This window comes from Bacteroides sp. MSSM.1001136sp1_RTP21357st2_D2_RTP21359_211015, assembly GCF_040913205.1.
Taxonomy (GTDB): domain Bacteria; phylum Bacteroidota; class Bacteroidia; order Bacteroidales; family Bacteroidaceae; genus Bacteroides; species Bacteroides ovatus.
The window spans coordinates 127027-151279 of the sequence record NZ_JBDFVF010000011.1 but is presented as its reverse complement, the minus strand read 5'-3'; the positions used below and the strand labels follow the sequence as shown (position 1 = coordinate 151279).

Sequence of the window (24253 nt, the reverse complement as noted above, 5' to 3'; positions counted from 1 at the left end):
CGAGAAATTATCAAAATTCGCTTGCGTAATCCATAAGAATAGGGGCGGGAGCACCCGTCCCGACGAGCGGGACTTCAACTACCTTTCCCCTGCCGTTACGAATATATTCCATCGGTGTTTTCATTTGTATGCCTTGATGGGGTCGAAGATAATTGTATGCATATATGGCATCGGCTATACGTTTATCCAACTGTTCAAAGCTATCATCTTCGCAGTCAAACAGCCACCCATTCTTGATCGTGTTATTCATCCGTTCAGCCAGGGCATTATGTAGCGGATCTCCACACTGAGTCATACTAATATTGATATGATGTTTCTTGAGCATGCCCACATACAGTTTTGAGCAGTATTGCACTCCCCGGTCAGAATGGTGTATGAGACTACTCAAATCAACATTGTATCTGTTGTAAAAGTCCATAGCCATCCTAAGTGCCTTTAAGGGACCTTCCGCTTCAAGTGTTTTGCACAGTGCATATCCGACTATGGCCCGACTGCCCGCATCGGTAAGAAGAGACAGGTAAGCCCATCCCTGGCACGTGGCAACATAGGTTATGTCCGCTACAACCATTGAACCGAATGTGTCAGCTACAAATTTAGGAGTGACATTCAGCAAGTCCGGATAAATGTAATAATTATGATTGGAATTTGTTGTCTTTGGTCTCACATGCCTGACACGTTGACACAGGCCATTAGCACGAAAAATATTATAGCATTGATCACGCCCAATGACCATCCTGACACCAAACTTGCGGAGGCAGCATGCATAGAGTTCACGCATACCAGCCTTAGGCATAAGTTTACGTAACTCATTACAATACAGCACAATGCTTGATGTGAGGATGTCTATTTCCTTTTTTCTGTTGACATGCTTATAATAACCTTGTCTGGTTATGCCGAAGTAATCACAGAGGAACTGCAGACTGCCGCGCATATGACGGGCAGAGTTCCCCTGTGACAAGGTGTCGATTACTTGGCATCGGAGTTTTTTCGAACCTTGATGTGATAGGTGGACTCCGCAAGATTAATCAATTCCTCACAAGCTTCATGACGAAGACTTTCCTCCTGAAGGGCACGCTGAAGTTTGCGGTTTTCGGCACGCAATGCAGCGAGTTCTTTTTCCAGTTCATTGAGAGACTCATCAGAGGCTTTGCTTAAAGAGGGCTGTTCTGTATTCATAACTTTATCATTTATATGATACTTTTCGAGCCAAAGAATCAGCAGACGTCGGCAAATACCGGTACGCTTAGCAAACTGATACTTCGTTTCGGAAGTCGATAAATACTCACGAATATAAGACATTCGTTCAGATTCTGTGTAAGGAGTGTACTTCTTTTTTAATTCTTCCATGTGAATTTCGAATTTGAGAAGTGTCAACTTATTCAGTACACTACAGGACACTACAGTTTCTACGTAAGGATACTGTCGTTTCCCCGTAGACACCACAAATTCTCCATAGAGTGATCCCAATTATCCCATAGCTTTGCATCAAGGAATCAAGGCTTTTTCTTTGATTATATAACGTGTTGCAGATACTTTATCTGCAACCTATCTGCCACAGGTATCTGCCACGTTCTAACTATTTATTAACTAGTGTATTACACGCTTTTCGTTGCAGGTGGCAGATGTTTTTATGTTTTTCAACTTTATAGTAGGAAAAACTTTAGCACTTGAATGATATTCTACCAACAAAAAGAAAACCCTCATAAGTACTTAACTTACAAGGGTTTTTTCTGGGTGGAAGACCGGACTCGAACCGGCGACATTCAGAACCACAATCTGACGCTCTAACCAACTGAACTACATCCACCATGTCTGCGTTTCTCTAACGCGGTGCAAAGATAGATATTATCTTCTAATCTCCAAAAGATTCTGCTATTTTTTTTCGAAAAAAGTATATTCTTTTATTCCCTGATTGTGCTTGTTGAAAAGGGTTCGCGCGTCATTCGTGAAGATTTTCAGAGAGTTACGTGCTTGTAAAGGAATTGAGTCAATTGGGAAATTGACGGGGAGTAATTGATGATTTTTTTTTCCGGACTGAATGGGGCGGGCTGTCCAGACTAAACTATACTCGCAATTATTGAGACGGACTGTGCTGTCTTTTACTAATTCCATTCTTACCATCAGTCCACCATCGGTGCGGCGGGCGGACATATTGGAAATATAATTTCCCAGTGAATAGACTACGAGATGTTTGTCGTTTGTCACGCTGTCTGTGCGAACTTCGATGGGTTGAACTACGTGAGGATGGGAGCCGATGACATGATTTACTCCTTTTTGAATCAGCCAGTCAGCAAGGAATTTCTGCTCTTTGTCCGGGAGCGACTGGTATTCGATTCCCCAATGCATACAAGCTATGATTGCGTCCGGTTTCATTGCTTTGCTCTCTTCAATATCTTTGGCGATAACTGTTGTATCAATATAGTTCACGATATTGGGAGGAGTAACGGGGATACCGTTTGTGCCATACGTATAGTTGAGCAGGGCGATGCGGAACCCGTTCTTTTCCAATAAAAGAGGATATTTCTTATCGCGTTCTTCAGTGTTGATATACGTGCCTGCATGTGGAATTTTCAACGAGTCGATAAGTTGAATGGTACGCTCCAGTCCGGATTTGCCACGGTCGAGACTATGATTGTTGGCAGTCACTAAAACATTGAAACCTGCGTCATGAATTGCGGTCAGAAATTCGTCCGGTGCGCTGAAAGCAGGATAACCTTTGTAGGGTTTGCCTCCTAACGTAACTTCCAGATTGGCGATAGCGAGATCGGCTCTCCCTATTTCTTCTTTAACGTACGTAAAACAGGTGGAGTAATCATAGCCGGTTGAGGTTCGTGCAGCGTTGATTTGTCCTTGATGCTGCATGAGGTCACCTACGAAAAGGAGTCGTAGGGTATCAGTGGGGGAAATACTGTCGGTTGCGGAAAGGCTGTCCGACAGGGTATCGATGATAGAATCTCTCTTTGCCTGCGACCGGGAGGTGCAGGACAAAGAGAGAAGTAAAATCATCAGAAACAAGCTATGTTTCATTGATAAATGGCTTTCTTGCCAGCTAAGAGTGTATTTTTCATTAACGATACAATCGTCATCGGTCCAACACCGCCCGGTACGGGAGTGATAAAGGAACATTTTGGGGCAACTTCGTCAAACTTCACGTCACCAGTCAGTTTGAAGCCTGATTTCTTGGTTGCATCCGGCATACGCGTAGTACCTACATCGATAACTACCGCACCTTCTTTCACCATTTCGGCTTTTACAAAGTTGGGTTGTCCCAGGGCAGCGATGATAATATCAGCTTCCTGACATTCTTTTATCAGGTCTTTGCTGCGGCTGTGGCATACTGTTACCGTGGCATCGCCCGGATAGGCTTTCTGCATCATCAGGGCAGCCATCGGTTTGCCGACGATATTGCTACGTCCGAGTACAACACATTTTTTGCCGGAAGTCTCTATTTCGTAACGTTTCAACAATTCGAGGATACCGTTGGGAGTAGCGGATACATAGCACGGAAGTCCGATGGACATACGGCCTACGTTGATCGGGTGGAAGCCGTCTACATCTTTACGGTAATCAATCGTTTCGATTACTTTCTGTTCGGAGATATGTTTAGGTAAGGGAAGTTGTACGATAAAGCCGTCTACATCGTCGTCTTCATTCAGTTCGCGTACTTTGGCAAGCAGTTCTTCTTCGGTCACATCACTTTCATAACGGATGAGGGAGGACTTGAATCCACATGCTTCACAGGCTTTTACTTTGGCAGCTACATACGTTTCGCTACCACCATCGTGTCCAACAAGGATAGCCGCCAGATGCGGGCGTTTTCCGCCACGAGCCACAATTTCGGCTACTTCGGCTGCAATCTCTTGTTTCACTTGTTCGGAAATGGCTTTTCCGTCTATCAGAGTCATATTTTCAGAGTATTTATTGGTGATGGGCAAAAGTAAAATAAATAACTGAACTCTCCAAAAGGATTGGAATTTTTGTCAGGAGATGAGCAGTATATTATCAGTTTGTTAGTGGAGAAACTACTTTCTACCGTAGGCTTCCGGATACAAAAAAAGAGGAAGTCGAAACTTCCTCTTTTTTTGTTATAATCAGTTTGGATCTATTGAATGATTATCTTTTCATTTTAGGCATCATCTTACCCATCTTGCTGCTAGTTACCATCTTCATCATTTTGCGAGTCTGGTCGAACTGTTTCAGCAGGCGGTTTACTTCCTGAATAGTCGTTCCGCTACCTTTGGCGATACGTGTACGACGTGATCCGTTCAGTATTTCCGGGTTGGAACGTTCTGCCGGAGTCATGGAGTAAATGATAGCTTCGATGCTTTTGAAAGCATTGTCGTCAATATCAATATCTTTGATTGCCTTTCCTACTCCCGGAATCATGGAGGCAAGGTCTTTCAGATTACCCATTTTCTTGATTTGTGCAATCTGGCTAAGGAAGTCATTGAAGTCGAATTGGTTCTTGGCTATTTTCTTCTGTAAACGTTTAGCCTCTTCTTCATCATATTGTTCCTGTGCACGTTCTACCAATGAAACGATGTCACCCATACCGAGAATACGGTCGGCCATACGGGCAGGGTGGAATTGGTCGATTGCTTCCAACTTTTCACCTGTACCAACAAATTTGATCGGTTTGTTCACTACCGAACGGATAGAAAGAGCCGCACCACCGCGGGTATCACCATCAAGTTTGGTCAGTACCACACCGTTGAAGTCCAGACGTTCGTTGAATTCTTTAGCCGTGTTTACAGCATCCTGACCGGTCATGGAGTCTACCACGAACAGAATTTCGTTCGGGTTGATTGCTTCTTTGATAGCGGCGATCTCGTTCATCATCTGTTCGTCTACTGCCAGACGTCCGGCTGTATCGACGATAACGAGGTCATATCCTTTGGCTTTAGCTTCCTGAATAGCGTGTTGTGCGATTTCTACCGGATTCTTGCTGTCCAGTTCGCAGTACATCGGTACTTCGATTTGTTCTGCCAATACGCGCAACTGTTCGATAGCTGCCGGACGGTAAACGTCACAAGCAACCAGTAATGGCTTACGGTTTTTCTTGGTTTTCAGCATCCGTGCCAACTTACCGGAGAAGGTGGTCTTACCCGAACCTTGCAAACCTGACATCAGGATGACTGCCGGACGGGCGTCGATATTGATCTCGGCTGTCTCTCCACCCATCAACTGCGTAAGTTCATCATGTACGATTTTCACCATCAACTGGCTTGGCTTCACAGCCGTAAGCACGTTCTGGCCAAGAGCTTTTTCTTTCACTGTATCCGTGAAATTCTTTGCCACCTTGTAGTTTACGTCGGCGTCGAGAAGTGCTTTACGTACGTCTTTCAGCGTCTCCGCCACGTTGATTTCGGTGATTTTGCCTTCACCTTTCAGAATCTTGAATGACCGTTCTAGTCTTTCACTTAAATTATCGAACATAGTTATTTAATTACGAATTACTAATTACAATTTACTTGGGCGAAAGAGGGACTTTTCCGTCTACTCTTTATTTGAGCTTGCAAATGTACAAAAATCTCTTGTATTTATATCTTTTTATTCTGCCATTTTGCTTTTTTGAGGTAAATATAACTTGTTATCAACAGCAAGCTATAATACACAATCTCAATCGTAAAGCAAATTTCGATCGGTGCTTTCAGCCACATTCCGATGAAAATGATGTATGATCCGTAGATGATAATTGTAATCGTTTCGAGCAACAGGGCTGCCTGTGTATTTCCTGTTCCGGAGATACCGTTAAACACCACGTTGGCTACGGATGCGATAAGCATGGCGCAACAAATTACATATACCGAGGGTACGGATTCCGTAATGAGCGCAGCTTCACTAGTGTAAATGGAGAGCAGGAATTGCGGAAACAGTGCCGATACCGCTACTAACCCCAGCATGATGAAAAAGGAGAAACGCGCAATTTTATTAATGAGCGGCATCACGTGCTGGATGCCTCCTGCACCAATAGCATTGCTGACAAGACTGTTGGTAGTCGTAGCCAGTGCGTTGACCGGAATCAGCAATACGACATAAATACTCCGGACGATATTGGCAATCGCCAGTTCCCGTTGTCCCAACCGTTCTACGGCTACGAAGAAAACGAACCAGGTAGCCATCGACAGGAAATATTGCAGCATGGTGAAGCAGGAGATACTAAGAATCCGCATCAGCAATGCTGGGTCGAATGTGCGCAGGCGGTTCATACCGTATTTCTTTAAATCGACCGTGGCATACGTATAGATGACGAAAAAGAGAATGGAGGAGGCTTCTGCCAATACGGAAGCAATAGCAGCCCCTTTGATACCCATTTCCGGCAAACCGAACTTTCCGAAAATTAATGCATAGTCCAGTACGACATTAGTTAATGCCATGACAATAGCATTGATGGTTAGCACTTTAGTGCGTGTAATGCCGATGTACAATGCCCGGAACATGACATTGATAAAAGAGAAAAAGAATCCGTAAATACGCCAGTTCAGAAACTCCATTGTTCCTTCGTAGATGGATTCTGAAGAAACCAGCAAACGCATGATGTTTCCGCCGAATGCTTTGGTGAATCCGAATAGCAGCAGGGCCATGACGAACAGGAACATGATTCCTTGAATCATGACGGGACCGACATCCGAATAGCGTCCTTCGCCATTGCGTCGTGCGATGACTATCTGCGAACCGGTACTGAATCCGAATGCGATGGTGAATACGCATATATAGAATAACCCGCCCATAGCTGATGCTCCAAGGGCTACTTCACTCACGTGTCCGAGGAATGCTGTGTCGGTGACATTGATGACATTTTGTGCCAGCAAGCTTAGTAGTATCGGATAACTGACACTCCAAATCTGTTTGTTGGTGTACATAATTAAGTGTTTAAGTTTACACTTTGCAAAGATAGTGCTTTATTTCGATTCGGAAACGATGGGGTAGATGAAAACAATTTCCGGACCTTCGGGAGTTTTATCGTTGACGAGATAGTTTCCTCCGAAATGTTTTAGTAACAACAGGTTGATATCATGCCGGATGATGGTTTCCTGTGATACGAATGCATGGTCTGCCAAAGGTGAATTAGTGATCCGGAAACAAAGCATGTCTTCATTCTGGCTTAATGTGAACCGGATGATTCGTGCTTGCCGGTGTTCTTGTGGGTACACCAGTACGCTAATCAAGGCCTGTGTCAGTCGCATTATATCGGTATGAATTTGGGCGTCCGTTTCGCTGGAAAATTCAATCTGGATACCTGTTTCTTCGTTCCTCATCTGCGCCATGCTGCATGCTTCCTTGCATAGGGTAGTGGCATCATAGTCTTGCAACTGGAACTTCATCATCTGAGCTTCCAAACGGGATAAGTCGAGAACGTCATTGACAAGTCTCATTAACTTCTCCGAACTTTTGTGGATGATGTTTGAGTATTCTTGCCTTATTTCCTTGTCTATATTGGGTTCGCTGGCTATGAGTTGTGAGAAACCGACCACATTGTTGAGTGGGGTACGGATGTTATAGCTCATGTTGGACAGGAAGCGATTTTTTATTTCATTGGTCTTCCGCACGTTTTCTGTTGTTTTCCGGATTTCGTTTTCCGCGTATTTGAGTGCCTTCCGTACCATAAAGAGTCGTGCCATAAAGATAAAAAGCAGAATCAGGATAACAAATATAAAGATCAGATAGGTGAGCTGGATCCGGTTGTTTTCCCTTTTTTGATCCAGTTCTGTTTTTTCGATATTGTATTTGCTTTGTATCTGTGCCATCTGATTGTTTGAGAGTACAGTGGCTGTCGAGTCTTTGATGGCAAGTGCCTGCTCATACAGGGGGATGGCTTTTCCGCTTTGCCCTGCCTGTTTCCATATTCTGGCCTTTTCGAGTAGCTGTTCGGCATAGTCGCTTGTGAAGTCTTTCTTCAACATCGTCAGTGTCGTGTCGATATAATCCGATGCCTGTTGGTAGGCTCCAATTGCCTGGTAATATTTGGCAAATGTGTCGAAATAGAGTACTTTATACATGAAATAAGTATTCTCGTCCAGATATTCTTTAGATTTTACGAGATGTTCATAGGCTTGTTGCGGCTGATGGGTATTCAGGTAATAATAGCTGTAGAACAGTTCATTGAACAGGTATACATCGGCAAATCCCGCTTTTAAGGATGGGCTTGCACTAATGTGGTTATGAAGAGTGTTTTCCAGTTCCTGCAAATATTTGAGTAGTTTTTTATTATCCTTCTTTTCTTTGACAACGGATACTAACTGTGACAATACCGAGATACGGACCACCGGATTTTCTGTCGGAGTGAGTAGCTGGTAGGCAGCCTCCAGTGCTTCTATTCCTTTATCCCAGCGCTGGCTGCCGATATATGCATTACTCAAGCATTGATAGGCAGCCATACTACCCCGGTTACTATTCATTTGGGAGGCTTGCTGTTGCATCTTTTGAGATTCGTTGATAGCAAGTTCGTATTGTTCGTTGAATGTGTACAGGTCTATCTGGAAACGTTTGGCATCAAAGAAGTAATTCCATAAATCTGATTTCCGGGCATGAGGCTCCATTATGGTGAGCCATTTGGCTACACTGTCTTGATTATTACGATTGTAATAGTATAAAATATGGTAGTAAGCAGCCAGACCGGCATATTTGTCATTTCCTAGTTGCAATGCTTCTTTCATTAATGCATCCGAATATTGGATACATTGCTGGTTGTTTTGTTCTATTCTGATGATTTGATTGAGAACATTCAGCCGTGTCGTATCGTACGGTAATGTTTCCAACACCTTTATCAGGCTGTCGGATTCCAAAACAATCTCGGTGCTGGCTTTTCCGGTGAGGGTGCAGCATAATAGAAGGATCAGGAGCAGGACTTGTTTCATTCGGCTTCCTCCTTTCCTTGTTGCTCATGGTAAATGGGGTGTGTGAACAGGAAACGGGCTCCTTCCTCATAATTGGAGTCAATCCATATTTTGCCGCCCAGCTGCTCGATAATGAGTTGGCAGATAGACAGACCGAGTCCTGTCCCTTGAGCATTTTCATTCAGTTTCTCAAAACGGTTGAATATTTTATTCTGATTCTCCGGAGAGATACCGCAACCGGTGTCGGTCACGGAAAACAGTGCTATGTCTTCTGTCTGTTTTTCCAGTTCCATGGTGATGGAACCTTGCGGAGTAAATTTGGTTGCATTGATGAGAAGGTTGATTAATAATTGTTGTAACCTTGCATTGTCTGTCGTCAATTCTAATGAATGGAGAGAGGTCGAAAAACGGACGTTAGCATTCGTTTGTTTTATTTTCTCAACCATGTCGATAACGTTTCTGCATATTGCCACTGCATCACATCGCTCATATTTGAATTTCATCTTGCCTACTTCGAGACTGGACAAGTCGATTACGTCGTTAATCAGCTTGAGTAACAGTTCTGAATTTTGCTGAATAATATCGCTACACTGTTTCCGGGTCTCGTTGTCGATGGATTCTTCCGTCAGGATGGAGGAGAAGCCGGACAACGCATTGAGCGGCGTGCGAATTTCATGGCTCATGTTGGAAAGGAAAAGGCTCTTTGTCCGGATGGAATTTTCTTCTTGCTTTTTCACTTTTTCCAGTTCCTGCTGTGATTGGCGCAGTTTTTTATTTCCTCGTCTAACCAAAAGGATGAAAAATACAATCAGTATGACTATGGATAGGATGGTGAACCAGCTCCAGTAGAGGATTGTCTTCTGTCTGTTTAAGTTGTCCAGTTCATTTTTATCTATTTGGTAGAGGGTGTGCAATTCATTGATTTGGCGAATATAATTCATTGCGTCCAAAGAGTCTTTGTACGTATTGAATATTTCATAAGCTTCACATGCTTCCTTGCTGTTTCCCATTAGTGCAAGTATGTGTGCACGATCTTTCAGTACTTGCAGGGATCTGTATGAGTTGGCTGCTTTGGTATGCGAAAGTAATTCGTCAAGTGTGGTTAGTGCCTGCGTGTATTCTTTGGATTCAGTGTAGTAGCGTGAATACAGGTATTTAATCATTAAATGAAAATATGGGTACTGGTGTTGCCGGCTGATTTGTTCGGTTTGTCGTATATAGTTTAATGCTTCCGGAAGATGATGCATCTGGATGCGATAGAATGCCTGACAATAAACAAGGTGGAAATCGTCTTGGGGATTCGTATCCTTGTTGATAACAGATTCGAGTTCCCGGATATTGTCTTCTATATCTGTCATTTGGTGATAGTTGAGCTTCGTCAGGATAAATTGGGACAAGATCGTTTTGATATATTGGTTGGCATGAGGGAGTTTCTGAATGATTTCTAATGCTTCCTTATACGATTTGATGGCAACTTGTGGTGTTGACGAACTTAAATAGGTATTTCCAATGGCGTGTAATGCGAGTGCTGTTCCCAAAGGATAGTCCATTTCTCTGGCTTTCTGGTACATCTGATTGGCCTGGTTGATGGCGAGACTGATGTTGCCTTCTGTGATTAAGGCTTGAACGGTCAGCAGATTTATCTGGAATAGGAGTGGGTATTGTTGTTCCTTTTGTAATTCCGGTTCTAAAAGTTTTTCCCAGGCAATGATGCTGTCGACAGGGGCGTCCGGACTAAATGGATGATTGTATTCAAGTAAAGGTTGTAATAAAGAAAGACGATCTGAATTTGTACGTGCAGCATATAAGGTGACCGATATTAATGCGGTTACGACTATTGCAATTATATGACGTCTGTGTTTTTTCACCTGATATAAGAATTGCTTGCTTGTAAGTTTATCTGCAAAAGAACTAAAAAGAGTGAAGATTACAAAGAAATCTTCACTCTTTTTTATAATTTATTTTCTTTTGAGTATCTCTCGTACCCCAGGGCCCTCGTGGTTGGGGTAGCCGGGAGTATGGTTTCTGCATCGTGGATCGGCATCTACTTTCAAACTCCGGTAATCGTCTTTGGTGCGGGCGATGTAATCATCAAGCATGGCACGGTGTTCGGCGAGGACTTTACTGTATTTAGGGTCTTTGGCGAGATTCTTGCGTTCTCCCGGATCCTTTTTCATATCATATAGCTCTTCTCCGTTACCTTCCAGATAGTGAGTGTACTTGTATCTCGGTCCGCGTACCATACGTCCGGGAGTAACGACATATTCATATTCGCTATGCCATTCGGAAACGACATAAGGGTGAGTTTTTTTCTGTTTCTCTCCTTTTAATATAGGTGCAAGGCTGATTCCCGGTTTTTCGGCCGGAACAGGAATTCCTGCCAAATCACAAAGGGTAGGCAGAAGATCCAGTGTAGGCTGTGTCAATACTTGGTCTATGGGCTTTTTCTGTTGTTTGATGCCGGGACCTGCAAAGATAAACGGTACGTTGGTCATTTCATCGTAGAAGCTGATGTGTTTGGTCACCATGCGGTGTGAAGCCATCCCATCACCATGGTCAGCCATGATAATAACGATTGTGTTTTTTCCGGCAGGAGTGGAGTAAAGTGCTTTCAATACGCTGTCTACTTGCTTGGAAACCATCTTGGTATAGTGTTGGAAAGCAGCAATGTAATGACGGTAATTCTCTTCATTCCAATGAGAGGCCTGGGTCATGCGGCGATGACTGCAGCAGATGTATTGTACAGGTTTAGGGATATTGCTCCAGTCTTCTACATTGAAATTGGCTGGTAGTTCCGGAAGGGTTCCGCTAATGGGGCGGTCGGTATGTACTCCTTCGTTCGCTCCTACAAATCCACAGATATTGTGAGGGTTCTGAAAATCTGCGATACAGATGAATGGTTCTTCCGGCGGATTACTTAGATAAGCAACAGCGTCTTCGCATGTTCCTACATCCAGGAAGCTGTCGTTATTGACCGGGAATTCCGGATCAGTGAATGGCTTGGCTACTGGTTCTTTATGCTTGAATCCTCTAAGTGAACCCATGTCATGCGTTTTTCCGAAGTGTACGGCTTCGTAACCGTTTTCAGAAAAAAGACTTCCTAATGTCGGTACATTTTCGGGAATACGTGGGTTGATAGGTTCGCTGGAGTTGGAACGTACATTGGTTTGATGAGGCATCATGCCACTCCATAAAGCAGCGCGTGAGGGTTGGCTGAGAGGGCAGCCTACATAAGCATTGGAGAAGATAACTCCTCGTGAAGCGACTTCGTCAATAGGGAGGGTGCAGCCTTGTGTTTGTCCGTAAGCTCCCACAACGCGTTGTGTCAGATGGTCGCACTGGATAATCAGGAAATTGGGCTTTTCTTGGGCCTGCGCTGTCACGCTGCACAGGGCTAATCCCATGAATGGATAAATAGTTTTCATTACTGGTTAGAATTAAGTAATATTTGATTTGGAAGCAAAAGTAGGAAAAAAGGAAACGTAAAAAAGGGCGAGGTAGTAGTTTTGGACGCAAATGAAAGTATTTTGTACAAAAATGAAAGGTGTGGCAAGCGGTTAGGGGTAACTATCGGTGATGGGAGTTGAATGATAAGTGATAAACGGCAGGTGATAAGTCATAAAATGGGTTACCGAAAAAGAAAACGGTGAATAAACTGCACTTGTTATGGCGCAGTTTGTTCACCGTTCATTTATAAGTTTGCTGTTGATTAGCTGTTCATGCTCATCAGGAATTCGTCGTTGTCTCTGGTTTTTTCCAGACGGTCTTTAACAAAGTCCATTGCTTCGATCGGATTCATGTCGGCAAGATATTTGCGTAATATCCACATGCGGTCAAGGGTTGTTTTATCAAGCAACAGGTCGTCGCGACGAGTGCTGGATGCGGTAATGTTGACTGCCGGGAAGATGCGTTTGTTGGACAGGTTGCGGTCGAGCTGCAACTCCATGTTACCTGTACCCTTGAATTCTTCGAAGATAACTTCGTCCATTTTAGAACCGGTATCGATCAATGCGGTAGCAATAATAGTCAGTGAACCACCGTTTTCAATATTACGGGCAGCACCGAAGAAGCGTTTAGGTTTATGAAGTGCATTTGCATCCACACCACCGGAAAGAACTTTACCGGATGCAGGAGATACTGTATTGTATGCACGAGCCAGACGAGTAATAGAATCAAGGAAGATAACTACGTCGTGACCACATTCTACCAGACGTTTTGCCTTTTCCAATACGATACCTGCAATTTTTACGTGGCGTTCTGCCGGTTCGTCGAAAGTAGAAGCAATTACTTCTGCATTAACGCTGCGCGCCATGTCTGTTACTTCTTCCGGGCGTTCGTCAATCAGCAGCATAATCATGTAAACTTCCGGGTGGTTGGCTGCGATAGCGTTTGCGATATCTTTCATTAAGATGGTCTTACCTGTCTTTGGCTGGGCAACGATCAATGCACGCTGGCCTTTACCGATAGGAGCGAAAAGATCGACGACACGGGCAGACATAGAGTCTGAATAACCGCCTTTGCAAAGTTTGAACTTTTCATCCGGGAAAAGAGGTGTCAGATGTTCGAAAGGAACACGGTCGCGAACGAAAGCTGCATCACGTCCGTTGATCTTCGAAACCTTTACCAATGGGAAATATTTTTCTCCTTCTTTGGGTGGACGGATAACTCCTTCTACTACATCACCGGTTTTCAGACCAAATAGTTTGATTTGAGATTGTGATACGTAAATATCATCCGGAGAAGAAAGGTAGTTATAGTCGGAAGAACGGAGGAATCCGTATCCATCCTGCATAATTTCCAGAACACCTACTCCGTTGAGAATATCGTCGAATTCATAAGGCTTTTCGCGTTCAATAACCTTACGTTCCTGCTGCTGTTGTACCGGAAGATTTTCACCCGCATTGTTCTGCTGAGCGGCACGTGGCATCGGTGAGCGTTGTTGGTTTTGGTTCTGATTCTGATTTTGATTTGGGTTCTGAACCTGATTCTGGTTATTGTTGTTACGCTGGAAATTATTATTGGCGTTATTGCCATTATTTCCATTGTTGTTAGCATTGTTATTACCGTTGTTATTGTCGCGTGAGCGAACAATACGCGGACGTTGCTGCTGGGACTGCTGCTGTTGAGATTGTTGTTGCTGTTGAGGATGAGATGGCTGTTCCGGTGCTGTCTGTGCTGATTCTGTTTTAGTAGCTTCGAATTTTCCGAATAATTCGGTAGGAAGCTCTATTTTTTCAGAAGGCAGATCTTCGATTGGAATAAAATCATCGTCGTCAACGCTGGATAAGATATTGCTTTCCTCGTCGATAACGGGTGCAGCCTTCTTTTGTGGTTTATCTATTACCTTTTTCTCTACAACAGGTTGGTTAGGTTCAGTAGCCGGTTTATTTGTTTCTGCAACAGGCTTATTTGCTTCTGCAGCTGGTTTGTTTTTTGCTTTCTTCTCAGCTGTTTGCTGTTGTACCGGAGCTGGCTTTTCCGTAGCACCAGTAGCTTTCTCTGCAACAACAGGTTTAGGTTCCACTACTTTGGGTGCTGCCGGTTTTGCATTTTCTACTTCTTTTTTCTCTTCTGCATCAGAGCTCTTACGAGGACGGCCTACTTTACGCTTGGGAGTAGCAGTGTTTTCCGCTTTAGCTTCTACAACAACAGTTTCTTTTTCTTTGTTTGTACTTTCTTCTTTCTTGGAAGGTTGTGGTGCAGCTTTTACAGGAGCGGTCTCTTTTGTCTTGTTAGCCTCTTCACTCTTTGTTGCGGAAACCACTTTGTCTTCTTTTTTGGTAGGAGCTACCCGTGAACGCTTTTTCTTTTGTTCTTCATTTTTGCGTTCTTCTTTTAGCTTATCTGCGGCAACTTTCTTTGTAGCTCCTACAATGGCCTGTTCATCGAGTATTTTATAAACAAGGTCTTCTTTTTTGTATGAGTCTGCTTTTTTTATGCCTAACTCTTTGGCAATAACTTGAAGTTCCGACAGATTTTTGTCGTTTAATTGGATAATGTTATACATATAGTATGGTAAGTTATTAATATTTCTTTTTTTGCTGAATTATGGACAGCATTACTACAGCTCATGGCTACAGATATGCGAGCATACGTTTTGTTTTTTATTCTGAATTAGGGATGTATATGTTGAATCGTAGAATGTTTCAACGGGGCAAAGATAATAATTTTTTTTGGTTTCATGAACAATCAAACATTTTTTTCCACGTAAAAGTGTATCTTTGCTACATAAAAGAAAATAGTATGACAGTAAATGAAGCTCATTTAATTTATTTTTCGCCTACACACACATCTAAACAAGTTGCGGAGGCGATTGTTCACGGGACGGGCATAAAAAATATTTTTCCTATTAATGTGACGCAGCAGATTGCGGATGAAATTGTGATTCCTACATCTTCTTTGGCTATTATTGTAGTGCCTGTGTATGGAGGACATGTCGCTCCTTTGGCAATGGAACGTTTACAGTATATCCGTGGAGTGGATACTCCTACCGTTTTGGTAGTGGTTTACGGAAATCGCGCTTATGAAAAAGCTTTAATGGAATTGGATGCTTTTGCTATTCCTCATGGATTTAAAGTAATTGCCGGGGCAACTTTTATTGGAGAACATTCATATAGTACCGACAAATACCCGATTGCAGTGGGACGTCCTGATGAATCGGATTTAGCCTTTGCTGCGGAGTTTGGGAAGAAAATCATGGAAAAAATACAGACAGCTGATAGTATGGATACCCTTTATCCGGTGGATGTACGTACTATCAAACGTCCGAGTCAACCATTCTTTCCTTTGTTCCGTTTTTTGAGGAAAGTCATCAAGTTACGTAAAAGTGGTACACCGCTTCCCCGCGTTCCTTGGGTGGAAGATGAGGATTTGTGTACCCATTGCGGGTTATGTGTGGTCCGTTGTCCGGCAGGGGCTATAACGAAAGGGGATGAGCTACATACGGATGAGGCTAAATGTATCAAATGTTGCGCTTGTGTAAAAGCTTGCGTTAGGAAAGCAAGGGTGTATGAAACTCCTTTTGCAGCTTTGTTATCAGATTGTTTCAAGAAACAGAAGTTGCCTCAGACTATTTTGTAAATCACGACGCGCTTAGTCGTTTCATCAATACGAAAGCGGTTGTCTGTTCGTTCGCCTATCAGCCATGCGATGTGTTCTCCACAGCAGAGTACCCATTGGCGTTCTTTTTGGCTGATAGAAAATTTGCGGTCGGTCAGATAATCGCTTATTTTTTTCTTTCCTTTCATTCCAAAAGGAATAAAAGTGTCTCCCGGCTGCCATTTCCGGTAATGAATTTCTCCATTCAGTTTGTCGGCATCAAAACAGGCAATTTCCTTTTCACGTGGAATGAGAAAATCCGGGGTGTATTCTTTTTCTTCTTTGATAATTTGAAAAGGAGGAAGAGTCTCATTTTCAGATTCAGCTGTTTCTATTAATAGGAATTCTCTGTCTTTTATCACTCTCCATTCTTTGCTACAGAATTGCTTGCCCGGTTGGCTATGAAGCGAATGGGCGATATCTTTGATTTGTGCGGAATTGAATCCTAGAGGATGCAGGACTTCGAATAAGATGGCTTCGGGTGCCGGTTCCTTTACTAAATCACTGATTCGGATACCTTCTGCCGTAATGACTTTCTTTTTAGTTTCCTCTATACATTTATTATATATAGTGGCTACATCATTCAGATAATTACTCGTATCTATCAGAGTGTTTTTGATTGACGAATTAATTTCCTGCATGAGGGGAAGGAGGTTGAGGCGGATTTTATTACGGGTATATTCGTCTTCCAGATTGGTGCTGTCTGTCACATAATCTTGTCCGATGTTTTGCAGGTAACGAATTATCTCTTCCCGGTTGATACAAAGCAGAGGGCGTACGATGGTTCCATTATGGGGGCGGATTCCTAACAGACCGGTAATTCCTGTTCCCCGAATCAGGTTAAGTAGTATAGTTTCTATGCTATCATCCTGGTGATGGGCCACAGCGACAACATCTGCCTGACATTCTTTTCTAATTTTCTCGAACCATTGGTAGCGGAGTTCCCGTGCGGCCATTTCAATCGAAATATGTTTTTCCGTTGCATATTGGGTCGTGTTGAAATCAATGGTATGTAAATGGATTTCCATTCTTTCGCAAAGTTGGCGGACAAATAACTCGTCCCGGTCTGACTCTTTGCCTCGCAGGTGGAAATTACAATGTGCGGCTTCGCAATGATAGCCTGCTGTATGCAGAATATATAGTAATGCCACCGAGTCGGCACCACCACTCAATGCGACCAGGATTTTATCATCCGGTGAGAATAAATGTTCCTTTTCTATATATTTTGTAACGCGTTGTTGTATCATACCTGCAAAGATACGAGTTTATCAATAAGTTTTTTTATTTTTTCTGAATCTTTTAGAGGATGAAAAAAGCTGCTATTTAAAAACATTCTAAATAATTTGCATGCTCCGAAGTTATGAATTATCTTTGCCAAAAATTTTGAGAGTTATGCGTTTGTCCGAATTAAAAACAGGAGAAAAAGGTGTTATTGTAAAGGTATTGGGGCACGGTGGTTTTCGTAAACGTATTGTGGAGATGGGCTTCATTAAAGGTAAAACGGTTGAAGTGCTGTTGAATGCTCCGCTAAAAGATCCCATAAAATATAAAGTTTTAGGTTATGAAATTTCTCTTCGTCGTCAGGAAGCTGAAATGATCGAAGTTATCAGCGAAGAGGAAGCAAAGAAACTGGCCGAGAAGACCGTTTATCATGAAGGATTGCCTGAAGACCTTTCAGTAAAAGAAGAAGATATGAAACGGTTGGCGTTAGGTAAACGCCGTACCATTAATGTTGCTTTGGTCGGAAACCCGAACAGTGGCAAGACTTCTTTATTTAATCTTGCATCCGGTGCTCATGAGCATGTTGGAAACTACAGCGGCGTAACCGTGGATGCCAAAGAAGGTTATTTTGATTTCGAAGGCTATCATTTCCGTATTGTCGATTTGCCGGGAACTTATTCTTTGTCTGCTTATACGCCGGAAGAAATCTATGTGCGTCGTCATATTATCGATGAAACTCCGGACGTGATTATTAATGTAGTCGATTCCTCTAATCTGGAGCGAAACTTATATCTGACTACTCAATTGATAGATATGAATGTCCGCATGGTGGTAGCTCTGAATATTTATGATGAGTTGGAAGCCAGTGGAAATACATTGGATTATCATCTGTTGAGTAAGTTGTTCGGGGTGCCGATGTTGCCTACTGTCAGTAAGAAAAATCGTGGATTGGATACCTTGTTTCATGTTGTTATCAATCTGTATGAAGGAGTAGACTTCTTTGATAAACAGGGAAATATGAATCCGGAAGTTCTTAAGGATTTGACCGAATGGCATGATTCTCTGGAAGATCGTAAGAACCACGAGGAAGAGCATTTGGAAGATTATGTACGTGAACATAAAAAGACGGGGCGTGTCTTCCGGCATATTCATATCAATCATGGTCCTGATATCGAAAAAGCGATTGAAGCTGTAAAAAGTGAAGTGTCCAAAAACGAATTTATCCGTCATAAATATTCTACCCGTTTCCTATCCATTAAATTGTTGGAGAATGATCCTGACATTGAGCGCATTGTGCGGACATTACCAAATGCGGATGAGATATTCCATGTCCGTGATAAGATGTCGAAGCGTGTTCAGGACACAATGAATGAGGATTGTGAATCGGCTATTACGGATGCTAAATATGGATTTATCAGTGGTGCACTGAAGGAGACATTCACAGATAATCACTTGGAGCAGGCGCAGACAACAAAAGTGCTGGATTCGATCGTAACTCACCGTGTCTGGGGATTTCCTATTTTCTTCCTTTTTATGTATCTGATGTTTGAGGGTACGTTTGTCATTGGAGAATATCCGATGATGGGGATTGAATGGCTTGTCGAGCAGATTGGTGACTTGTTACGCAATAATATGGCGGAAGGTCCATTTAAAGATTTGCTGATTGATGGAATTATTGGTGGGGTAGGAGCGGTTATTGTCTTTTTGCCGAATATCTTGATTTTGTATTTCTGCATTTCTCTTATGGAAGATTCGGGTTATATGGCTCGTGCAGCTTTTATCATGGATAAAATCATGCATAAAATGGGATTGCACGGAAAATCATTCATTCCTTTGATTATGGGATTTGGATGCAATGTACCTGCTATTATAGCTTCCCGTACTATTGAGAACCGGAAGAGCCGTCTTATTACAATGTTGGTAAATCCTTTGATGTCTTGCAGTGCGCGTCTGCCAATTTATTTATTGTTGGTGGGTGCTTTCTTCCCGAACAATGCAAGTCTGGTGTTGTTAAGTATTTATGTGATTGGTATTGTACTGGCTGTGGTAATGGCCCGCTTGTTTAGCAAGTTTCTGGTGAAGGGTGATGATACTCCATTTGTGATGGAACTTCCACCTTACCGGATGCCGACAGCAAAATCGATCTTCCGTCACACATGGGAAAAGGGAGCGCAGTATTTGAAAAAGATGGGAGGCATTATTATGATTGCTTCTATTATAATCTGGTTCTTGGGGTATTATCCGAATCATGATGCTTATGAAACAGTTGCCGAGCAGCAGGAAAATTCTTATATCGGCCAGTTGGGACGTGGTATAGAGCCAGTTATAAAACCACTGGGATTTGATTGGAAACTAGGTATTGGCTTGCTTTCCGGTGTGGGAGCGAAAGAATTGGTAGTAAGTACATTAGGTGTCTTATATGCAGATGATCCGGATGCTGATTCAGTAAGTTTGGCAGAACGAATTCCGATTACTCCATTGGTTGCTTTCTGTTATATGTTGTTTGTATTGATTTACTTCCCGTGTATTGCGGCGATAGCGGCTATAAAACAGGAATCGGGTAGTTGGAAATGGGCGCTTTTTGCTGCTTGTTACACAACGGGATTGGCTTGGCTTGTATCATTTGCTGTTTATCAGATTGGAGGATTGTTTGTATGAATAATTGGCAAGATTGGGTAGTCGGAGTACTGGTTGTACTCTGCATTGCCCGCGTCATATATGGAATATTTCGTTTTTTTCGTCGTACGCGAGAAAATCAGAATCCTTGTGACAGCTGTGTAAGTGGCTGTGAACTAAAGGATATGATGGACAAGAAACGCGGAGAGTGCGATGTAAAGAAAAAAAGTACAAAGAAAAATTGCTGCGGATAGTTGGTAGTTTCAAAATTTGTACTACCTTTGCAACCGCAAACGAGAAATAATGGTTCCTTGGATGAGTGGCTTAGTCAGCGGTCTGCAAAACCGTGTACGGCGGTTCGAATCCGCCAGGAACCTCAAGTAACACTTTGAATTCCTTGAAAGTCAAGTACTTTCAAGGAATTTCTTTTTTGGGGGACCATTCTGGGGACCAATTAGGTAGTATATTATGGATATACCGTTACTGCATGCGCTAATCCTTTTTATTTTAGGTTTTTCCCTACTGACAATTATGGAATTCACTTATTAATTCTGATTTTCCTGCGTTACTTTTGTTCTAAACCAAAAGAAAAACGCCATGAAAAAGATTTTATTTATCCTGTTTGTTGCCCAGTTTATTTTGGCTCCTTATATAATAAAGGGCTATGGTGCAAATCTTGTTGAAGATAATTATGAGTATTCGGGAGTTGACCAAGGGAGAGAGACTGTTGAAAAGGATATTTTAGGTAATATCATTATCCGTGATGATAATGGTAATAGAAAGACTATTGAAAAGGATATCTTAGGGAATATCATCATTCGTGATGATAAAGGCAATAGAAAGACTATTGAAAAGGATATTTTGGGGAACATCATTATCCGTGATGATAGAGGCAATAGAACGACTATCGAAGAGGATATTTTAGGAAATTTCATTGTTCGTGATGATAAAGGTAATAGAAAGACTATTGAAGAAGATATTCTAGGAAATACCATTATCCGGGACGATAAGGGTAATAGAAAAACTATAGAGAAAGATATTCTGGGAAATACTATTATTCGCGATGACAAAGGTAATAGAAAGACGATTACAAAAGATATCTTTGGGAATACTATTATCGAGGATGATAAGGGGAATAGAACAACTATTAAAAAAGATATTTTTGGAAACGAAATAATTGAATATGGTAACGGTCATGGGAAAATTATTAAAAAGGATATTTTTGGAAATACAGTCATTGAGGAGTATTAAAATGTACTTTTTAAAATGATAATATATGGGATGTCATTTGAGATAGGGGTTATTCACAATATCGTGGATAGCCCCTTATTGTATGTTATAACCTGGCAATAATATTTTCGCTATAAAATCATATTATAATCGTAAAAGTGTATATATTTGCATAGTGCGGAGATAAAATATTTATTTCTAAGTTATTCAAGGATAAAGAAATGGAACACAAACAATTACTAACTGTATTTAATTCACTTCCTGTTGGAATAGGTTTCTTCACAGCCGATGGCACTCTGGTAAGATGCAATGAAAGCTTCTGCCGAATTTTTGGCGCTGACTCGCAAACGCTTCTTGGTAATAAACTCAACATAAATGAAAATTCTGTGGTTCCTGACGTGGTGAAGGAAGCAGTTCGTCGTTGTGTTCCGGTACAGATGAGTTTTTTGTATGATTTCGATAAACAGAGAACCGATAAACGCTTTTTCTCTACGCGTACCCGGACCTGCTATTTGAAATGTAATGGTAATCCTCTTTATGATAATGATGGCAAGTTTGTTAATTACATTTTTATCTTTGAAGATATTACAGAAACGGTGAAAAGTGAAGAGGTACTCCGTCAAAGTCGCCGGAAAACGGAGCTTGCTATGAAGGCAGCCAACATCATGTTTTGGGAATTTGATGCAGTGCCCAAATTATTTTATAGTGATAATGAACCGCTGAATGGATACGATCAGTCTAAGCCAGTTAGTATGGCACTATATCTGGAGACTTTGCATCCGGATGACCGTAGTCAGGTTACTGAAGTAATGGAAAGAATGAGCAATGGGGAAGATTTTTCTTTTTCTTTTGATAGCAGGGTTATGTTACCGGATAGCTCAACCTGGCAATTTTGTACGATAAGCGGTGCTCCTTATGAATTTGATTCTAATAAGAAGGTATTGAAATATGTTGGTACCCGAAAGAATAATACGGAGGTGCAGAAAAAGGAGCAGTTCTTCTATAATATATTAAATAATCTTCCGTTATCTGTTCATATCAAAGATGTAGAGAATGATTTCCGCTATGTTTTTTGCAATGAAGAGAGTAAGCTCATGTTTGGTACCAGCGAAGATAAAACTACTTATGATGTGCTGAGTGAAGAAGAAGTAGAGCGTATTCAGAAGACTGATTTAGAGGTATACAATACTGGGAACCCTTATTTCGGCATGGAACGTATTATACTGAAGGATGGACGCAGCTATGATACTATTGTTCGCAAAAGTATAATTGAAGATGATGGCAAACGCTTTCTGTTAAATACCCGCTGGGATCAGAGTTTACAAAATGAACTGAAGCGTCGTGCACAGCTGTTAACTGTCACTATGGAAGCGATGAATGCCTTCACCTGGTTTTTTGAGCCGGCTAAGAACAGGGTGAGTTTCGGTGAAGGTTTTGATAAAAATGGGAAAAAGGCATCAGAAATTAATTCGGTCGAGAAATATCTGACTCTCGTACATCCTGATGACCGACAAAAGTTTGCTGAAACTTTGCAAAAGGCGGTAGAACTAGGAAGCGGTGTATGGGATGTGGAATATCGCATTGACTTTAAAGGAGATGGCATGTATCAATGGTGGGAAACGCGTGGCCTTGTTGAAACCACAACTTTGAACGATGCTCCTTATAAGTATTTGTTCGGTATGACGCAAAATATCGATTCCTATAAGCAGACTGAATTGACCTTACTAAAGAATAAAGAAATACAGGACGCTTTGGTACGACAGAATGAACTGGTTCTTAACAATACGAATTCAGGGTTGGCCTACATCACGAAGGAATATATGGTTCAATGGGAAAATATTTCGTTATGTTCAAAAAGTCTTTCTTTTGAAGCCTACAAAAAAGGTGAACTTTGCTATAAAAGTACATATAATCGTACTTCTCCCTGTGAAAATTGTGTGATGCAACGTGCTTTTGTTTCATTACAGACGGAACAGATGAAGTTTTCGTTGGACAGTGCGCATACCGTTGAAGTGTTTGCCACTCCCGTAGTTCTTGAAGATGGATCTGTGGATGGTGTTGTAATTCGCGTGGATGATGTAACGGAGCGTGAAAAAATGATTAAGGAATTGCAGGAAGCCAAACATCAGGCAGAGCAGTCTGATAAATTGAAATCTGCGTTCCTGGCGAATATGAGTCATGAAATCCGTACTCCCTTGAATGCTATTGTAGGTTTTTCGGAGTTGATGGCTTATGCCGGAGAAGAAGAAAAGGCGGACTATATCCAGATTATTAATAGTAATAATGAGTTATTGCTAAAACTGATAAATGATATACTTGATTTATCCAAGCTGGAAGCCGGTTCGGTAGAACTGAAATACGAACCGTTCGACTTATCCGAACATTTTGAAAACATGTTTACTTCCATGAAACAGCGCCTGAAGAATCCGGATATCGTGTTAACTGAAATCAATCCTTATCACTGTTGTCGGGTAACTCTGGACCGTAATCGCGTGGCACAAATTATAACGAATTATGTCACTAATGCTATCAAATATACTTCAAAAGGTTCTATTAAAATGGGATATGCATGTAAGGATGGAGGCGTCTATTTTTATGTGAAAGATACCGGTATTGGTATAGCTGATGATAAAAAAGGAAAAGTATTCCAGCGTTTTGAGAAACTTGATGAGTTTGCCCAAGGTACCGGACTTGGACTTTCTATTTGCAAGGCAATTGCAGAAGCTATGGGAGGTAAAGTCGGCTTTGAATCGGTACACAATGAAGGATCGCTGTTTTGGGCATTTTTACCTTGTGAAGTCGATACACTTTCTATGGTAGAAGAGAAGAAAGAAGAGAATATCTCCGGAGGAGAGTTTGGTGCGAATGACGAAGTGATGGAGAAGAGTGCCGGTCGGAAAACAATTCTCATAGCTGAAGATATACAAAGTAATTATCAGCTGGTGTCTACTATCCTGAAGGATCATTATGATTTACTGCATGCGGAGAATGGGCAAAAGGCAGTGGAAATAGCGCGTAGCCAACATGTCGATTTGTTGTTGATGGATATGAAAATGCCAGTACTGGATGGATTGAAGGCTACAGCTGAAATACGTAAGTTTAATGCTAGCTTACCTATCGTCGCACTTACCGCCCATGCTTTCGATTCTGACCGGATTGCTGCAATAAAGGTCGGCTGTAATGAATATCTGGTTAAGCCGATTGAAAAAATGAAATTAATGGTGGCATTAAAGAAATATTTATAATCTTTG

Annotated in this window: 16 protein-coding genes and 2 tRNA genes; 6 read left to right on the top strand and 12 right to left on the bottom strand. The window is 41.9% G+C overall.

Annotated elements, in window-relative coordinates; all coding sequences use genetic code 11:
- Positions 1 to 10 precede the first annotated feature (10 nt).
- The 11 genes from AB5217_RS09605 to rho all read right to left on the bottom strand — a co-directional run bounded on the left by AB5217_RS09605 (position 11) and on the right by rho (position 14844).
- Entirely contained in the window at positions 11 to 931 is a 921-nt protein-coding gene (locus AB5217_RS09605; protein ID WP_004322510.1) for an IS3 family transposase, read from the bottom strand.
- A gap of 35 nt (positions 932 to 966) precedes the next feature.
- Entirely contained in the window at positions 967 to 1347 is a 381-nt protein-coding gene (locus AB5217_RS09600; protein ID WP_004322509.1) for a transposase, read from the bottom strand.
- Positions 1348 to 1732: 385 nt separating this feature from the next.
- Positions 1733 to 1808, bottom strand: a tRNA-His gene (locus tag AB5217_RS09595).
- Between the two features lie 64 nt (positions 1809 to 1872).
- Positions 1873 to 3027 (bottom strand): CapA family protein, encoded by a 1155-nt coding sequence (locus AB5217_RS09590; RefSeq protein ID WP_032854657.1) that lies wholly within the window; start codon positions 3025 to 3027, stop codon positions 1873 to 1875.
- The gene (gene folD, locus AB5217_RS09585; protein ID WP_032843786.1) at positions 3024 to 3905 is read right to left on the bottom strand and encodes a bifunctional methylenetetrahydrofolate dehydrogenase/methenyltetrahydrofolate cyclohydrolase FolD; all 882 of its coding nucleotides are present in this window, start codon (positions 3903 to 3905) and stop codon (positions 3024 to 3026) included. The genes AB5217_RS09590 and folD overlap by 4 nt, the downstream gene beginning before the upstream one ends.
- A 208-nt stretch (positions 3906 to 4113) precedes the next feature.
- A complete protein-coding gene (gene ffh, locus AB5217_RS09580; RefSeq protein WP_004312925.1) occupies positions 4114 to 5436 on the bottom strand; it encodes a signal recognition particle protein in 1323 nt (440 codons plus the stop codon).
- Between the two features lie 104 nt (positions 5437 to 5540).
- Positions 5541 to 6863 carry an MATE family efflux transporter gene (locus AB5217_RS09575; protein WP_004300795.1) on the bottom strand — a complete coding sequence of 441 codons (1323 nt, stop codon included), beginning with the start codon at positions 6861 to 6863 and terminating at the stop codon, positions 5541 to 5543.
- A 39-nt stretch (positions 6864 to 6902) separates the two neighbouring features.
- Positions 6903 to 8858, bottom strand: coding sequence for a sensor histidine kinase (locus AB5217_RS09570; RefSeq protein WP_032843785.1), 1956 nt, complete (start codon positions 8856 to 8858; stop codon positions 6903 to 6905).
- Positions 8855 to 10705 carry a sensor histidine kinase gene (locus tag AB5217_RS09565; RefSeq protein ID WP_032843784.1) on the bottom strand — a complete coding sequence of 617 codons (1851 nt, stop codon included), beginning with the start codon at positions 10703 to 10705 and terminating at the stop codon, positions 8855 to 8857. Before AB5217_RS09565 ends, AB5217_RS09570 begins: the two co-directional genes overlap by 4 nt.
- 90 nt (positions 10706 to 10795) lie before the next feature.
- Positions 10796 to 12262, bottom strand: a complete 1467-nt coding sequence (locus tag AB5217_RS09560) for a sulfatase (protein ID WP_004311373.1) — start codon at positions 12260 to 12262, stop codon at positions 10796 to 10798.
- A 284-nt stretch (positions 12263 to 12546) separates the two neighbouring features.
- A complete protein-coding gene (gene rho, locus AB5217_RS09555; RefSeq protein ID WP_032843783.1) occupies positions 12547 to 14844 on the bottom strand; it encodes a transcription termination factor Rho in 2298 nt (765 codons plus the stop codon).
- Positions 14845 to 15080: 236 nt separating this feature from the next.
- On the opposite strand from rho, the gene AB5217_RS09550 reads away from it, so the two are divergent.
- On the top strand, positions 15081 to 15917 hold the full coding sequence (locus tag AB5217_RS09550) for a 4Fe-4S binding protein (RefSeq protein ID WP_032843782.1): 837 nt from the start codon (positions 15081 to 15083) through the stop codon (positions 15915 to 15917).
- Here AB5217_RS09550 and tilS read toward each other — a convergent pair.
- Positions 15902 to 17182, bottom strand: coding sequence for a tRNA lysidine(34) synthetase TilS (tilS, locus tag AB5217_RS09545; RefSeq protein ID WP_032843781.1), 1281 nt, complete (start codon positions 17180 to 17182; stop codon positions 15902 to 15904). The two genes, AB5217_RS09550 and tilS, sit on opposite strands and share 16 nt — an antisense overlap.
- Positions 17183 to 17327: 145 nt before the next feature.
- Here tilS and feoB point away from each other — a divergent pair, with 145 nt between their 5' ends.
- The 5 genes from feoB to AB5217_RS09520 all read left to right on the top strand — a co-directional run bounded on the left by feoB (position 17328) and on the right by AB5217_RS09520 (position 24247).
- Complete coding sequence (gene feoB, locus AB5217_RS09540; RefSeq protein ID WP_004311369.1) at positions 17328 to 19814, top strand: ferrous iron transport protein B; 2487 nt, start codon at positions 17328 to 17330, stop codon at positions 19812 to 19814.
- Positions 19811 to 20026, top strand: coding sequence for a hypothetical protein (locus AB5217_RS09535; RefSeq protein WP_004300786.1), 216 nt, complete (start codon positions 19811 to 19813; stop codon positions 20024 to 20026). The genes feoB and AB5217_RS09535 overlap by 4 nt, the downstream gene beginning before the upstream one ends.
- 51 nt (positions 20027 to 20077) lie before the next feature.
- A tRNA-Cys gene (locus AB5217_RS09530) sits at positions 20078 to 20149 on the top strand.
- 220 nt (positions 20150 to 20369) lie between these two features.
- Positions 20370 to 21023 (top strand): hypothetical protein, encoded by a 654-nt coding sequence (locus AB5217_RS09525; RefSeq protein ID WP_004300785.1) that lies wholly within the window; start codon positions 20370 to 20372, stop codon positions 21021 to 21023.
- Positions 21024 to 21223: 200 nt separating this feature from the next.
- On the top strand, positions 21224 to 24247 hold the full coding sequence (locus AB5217_RS09520) for a PAS domain-containing protein (RefSeq protein WP_032845053.1): 3024 nt from the start codon (positions 21224 to 21226) through the stop codon (positions 24245 to 24247).
- Positions 24248 to 24253 lie beyond the last annotated feature (6 nt).

Bases quoted from the DNA above. Each gene is read 5' to 3' on its own strand.
- AB5217_RS09605 (WP_004322510.1), bottom strand. From the start codon at position 931: ATGCGCGGCAGTCTGCAGTTCCTCTGTGATTACTTCGGCATAACCAGA.
- AB5217_RS09600 (WP_004322509.1), bottom strand. From the start codon at position 1,347: ATGGAAGAATTAAAAAAGAAGTACACTCCTTACACAGAATCTGAACGA.
- AB5217_RS09590 (WP_032854657.1), bottom strand. From the start codon at position 3,027: ATGAAACATAGCTTGTTTCTGATGATTTTACTTCTCTCTTTGTCCTGC.
- folD (WP_032843786.1), bottom strand. From the start codon at position 3,905: ATGACTCTGATAGACGGAAAAGCCATTTCCGAACAAGTGAAACAAGAG.
- ffh (WP_004312925.1), bottom strand. From the start codon at position 5,436: ATGTTCGATAATTTAAGTGAAAGACTAGAACGGTCATTCAAGATTCTG.
- AB5217_RS09575 (WP_004300795.1), bottom strand. From the start codon at position 6,863: ATGTACACCAACAAACAGATTTGGAGTGTCAGTTATCCGATACTACTA.
- AB5217_RS09570 (WP_032843785.1), bottom strand. From the start codon at position 8,858: ATGAAACAAGTCCTGCTCCTGATCCTTCTATTATGCTGCACCCTCACC.
- AB5217_RS09560 (WP_004311373.1), bottom strand. From the start codon at position 12,262: ATGAAAACTATTTATCCATTCATGGGATTAGCCCTGTGCAGCGTGACA.
- rho (WP_032843783.1), bottom strand. From the start codon at position 14,844: ATGTATAACATTATCCAATTAAACGACAAAAATCTGTCGGAACTTCAA.
- AB5217_RS09550 (WP_032843782.1), top strand. From the start codon at position 15,081: ATGACAGTAAATGAAGCTCATTTAATTTATTTTTCGCCTACACACACA.
- tilS (WP_032843781.1), bottom strand. From the start codon at position 17,182: ATGATACAACAACGCGTTACAAAATATATAGAAAAGGAACATTTATTC.
- feoB (WP_004311369.1), top strand. From the start codon at position 17,328: ATGCGTTTGTCCGAATTAAAAACAGGAGAAAAAGGTGTTATTGTAAAG.
- AB5217_RS09535 (WP_004300786.1), top strand. From the start codon at position 19,811: ATGAATAATTGGCAAGATTGGGTAGTCGGAGTACTGGTTGTACTCTGC.
- AB5217_RS09525 (WP_004300785.1), top strand. From the start codon at position 20,370: ATGAAAAAGATTTTATTTATCCTGTTTGTTGCCCAGTTTATTTTGGCT.
- AB5217_RS09520 (WP_032845053.1), top strand. From the start codon at position 21,224: ATGGAACACAAACAATTACTAACTGTATTTAATTCACTTCCTGTTGGA.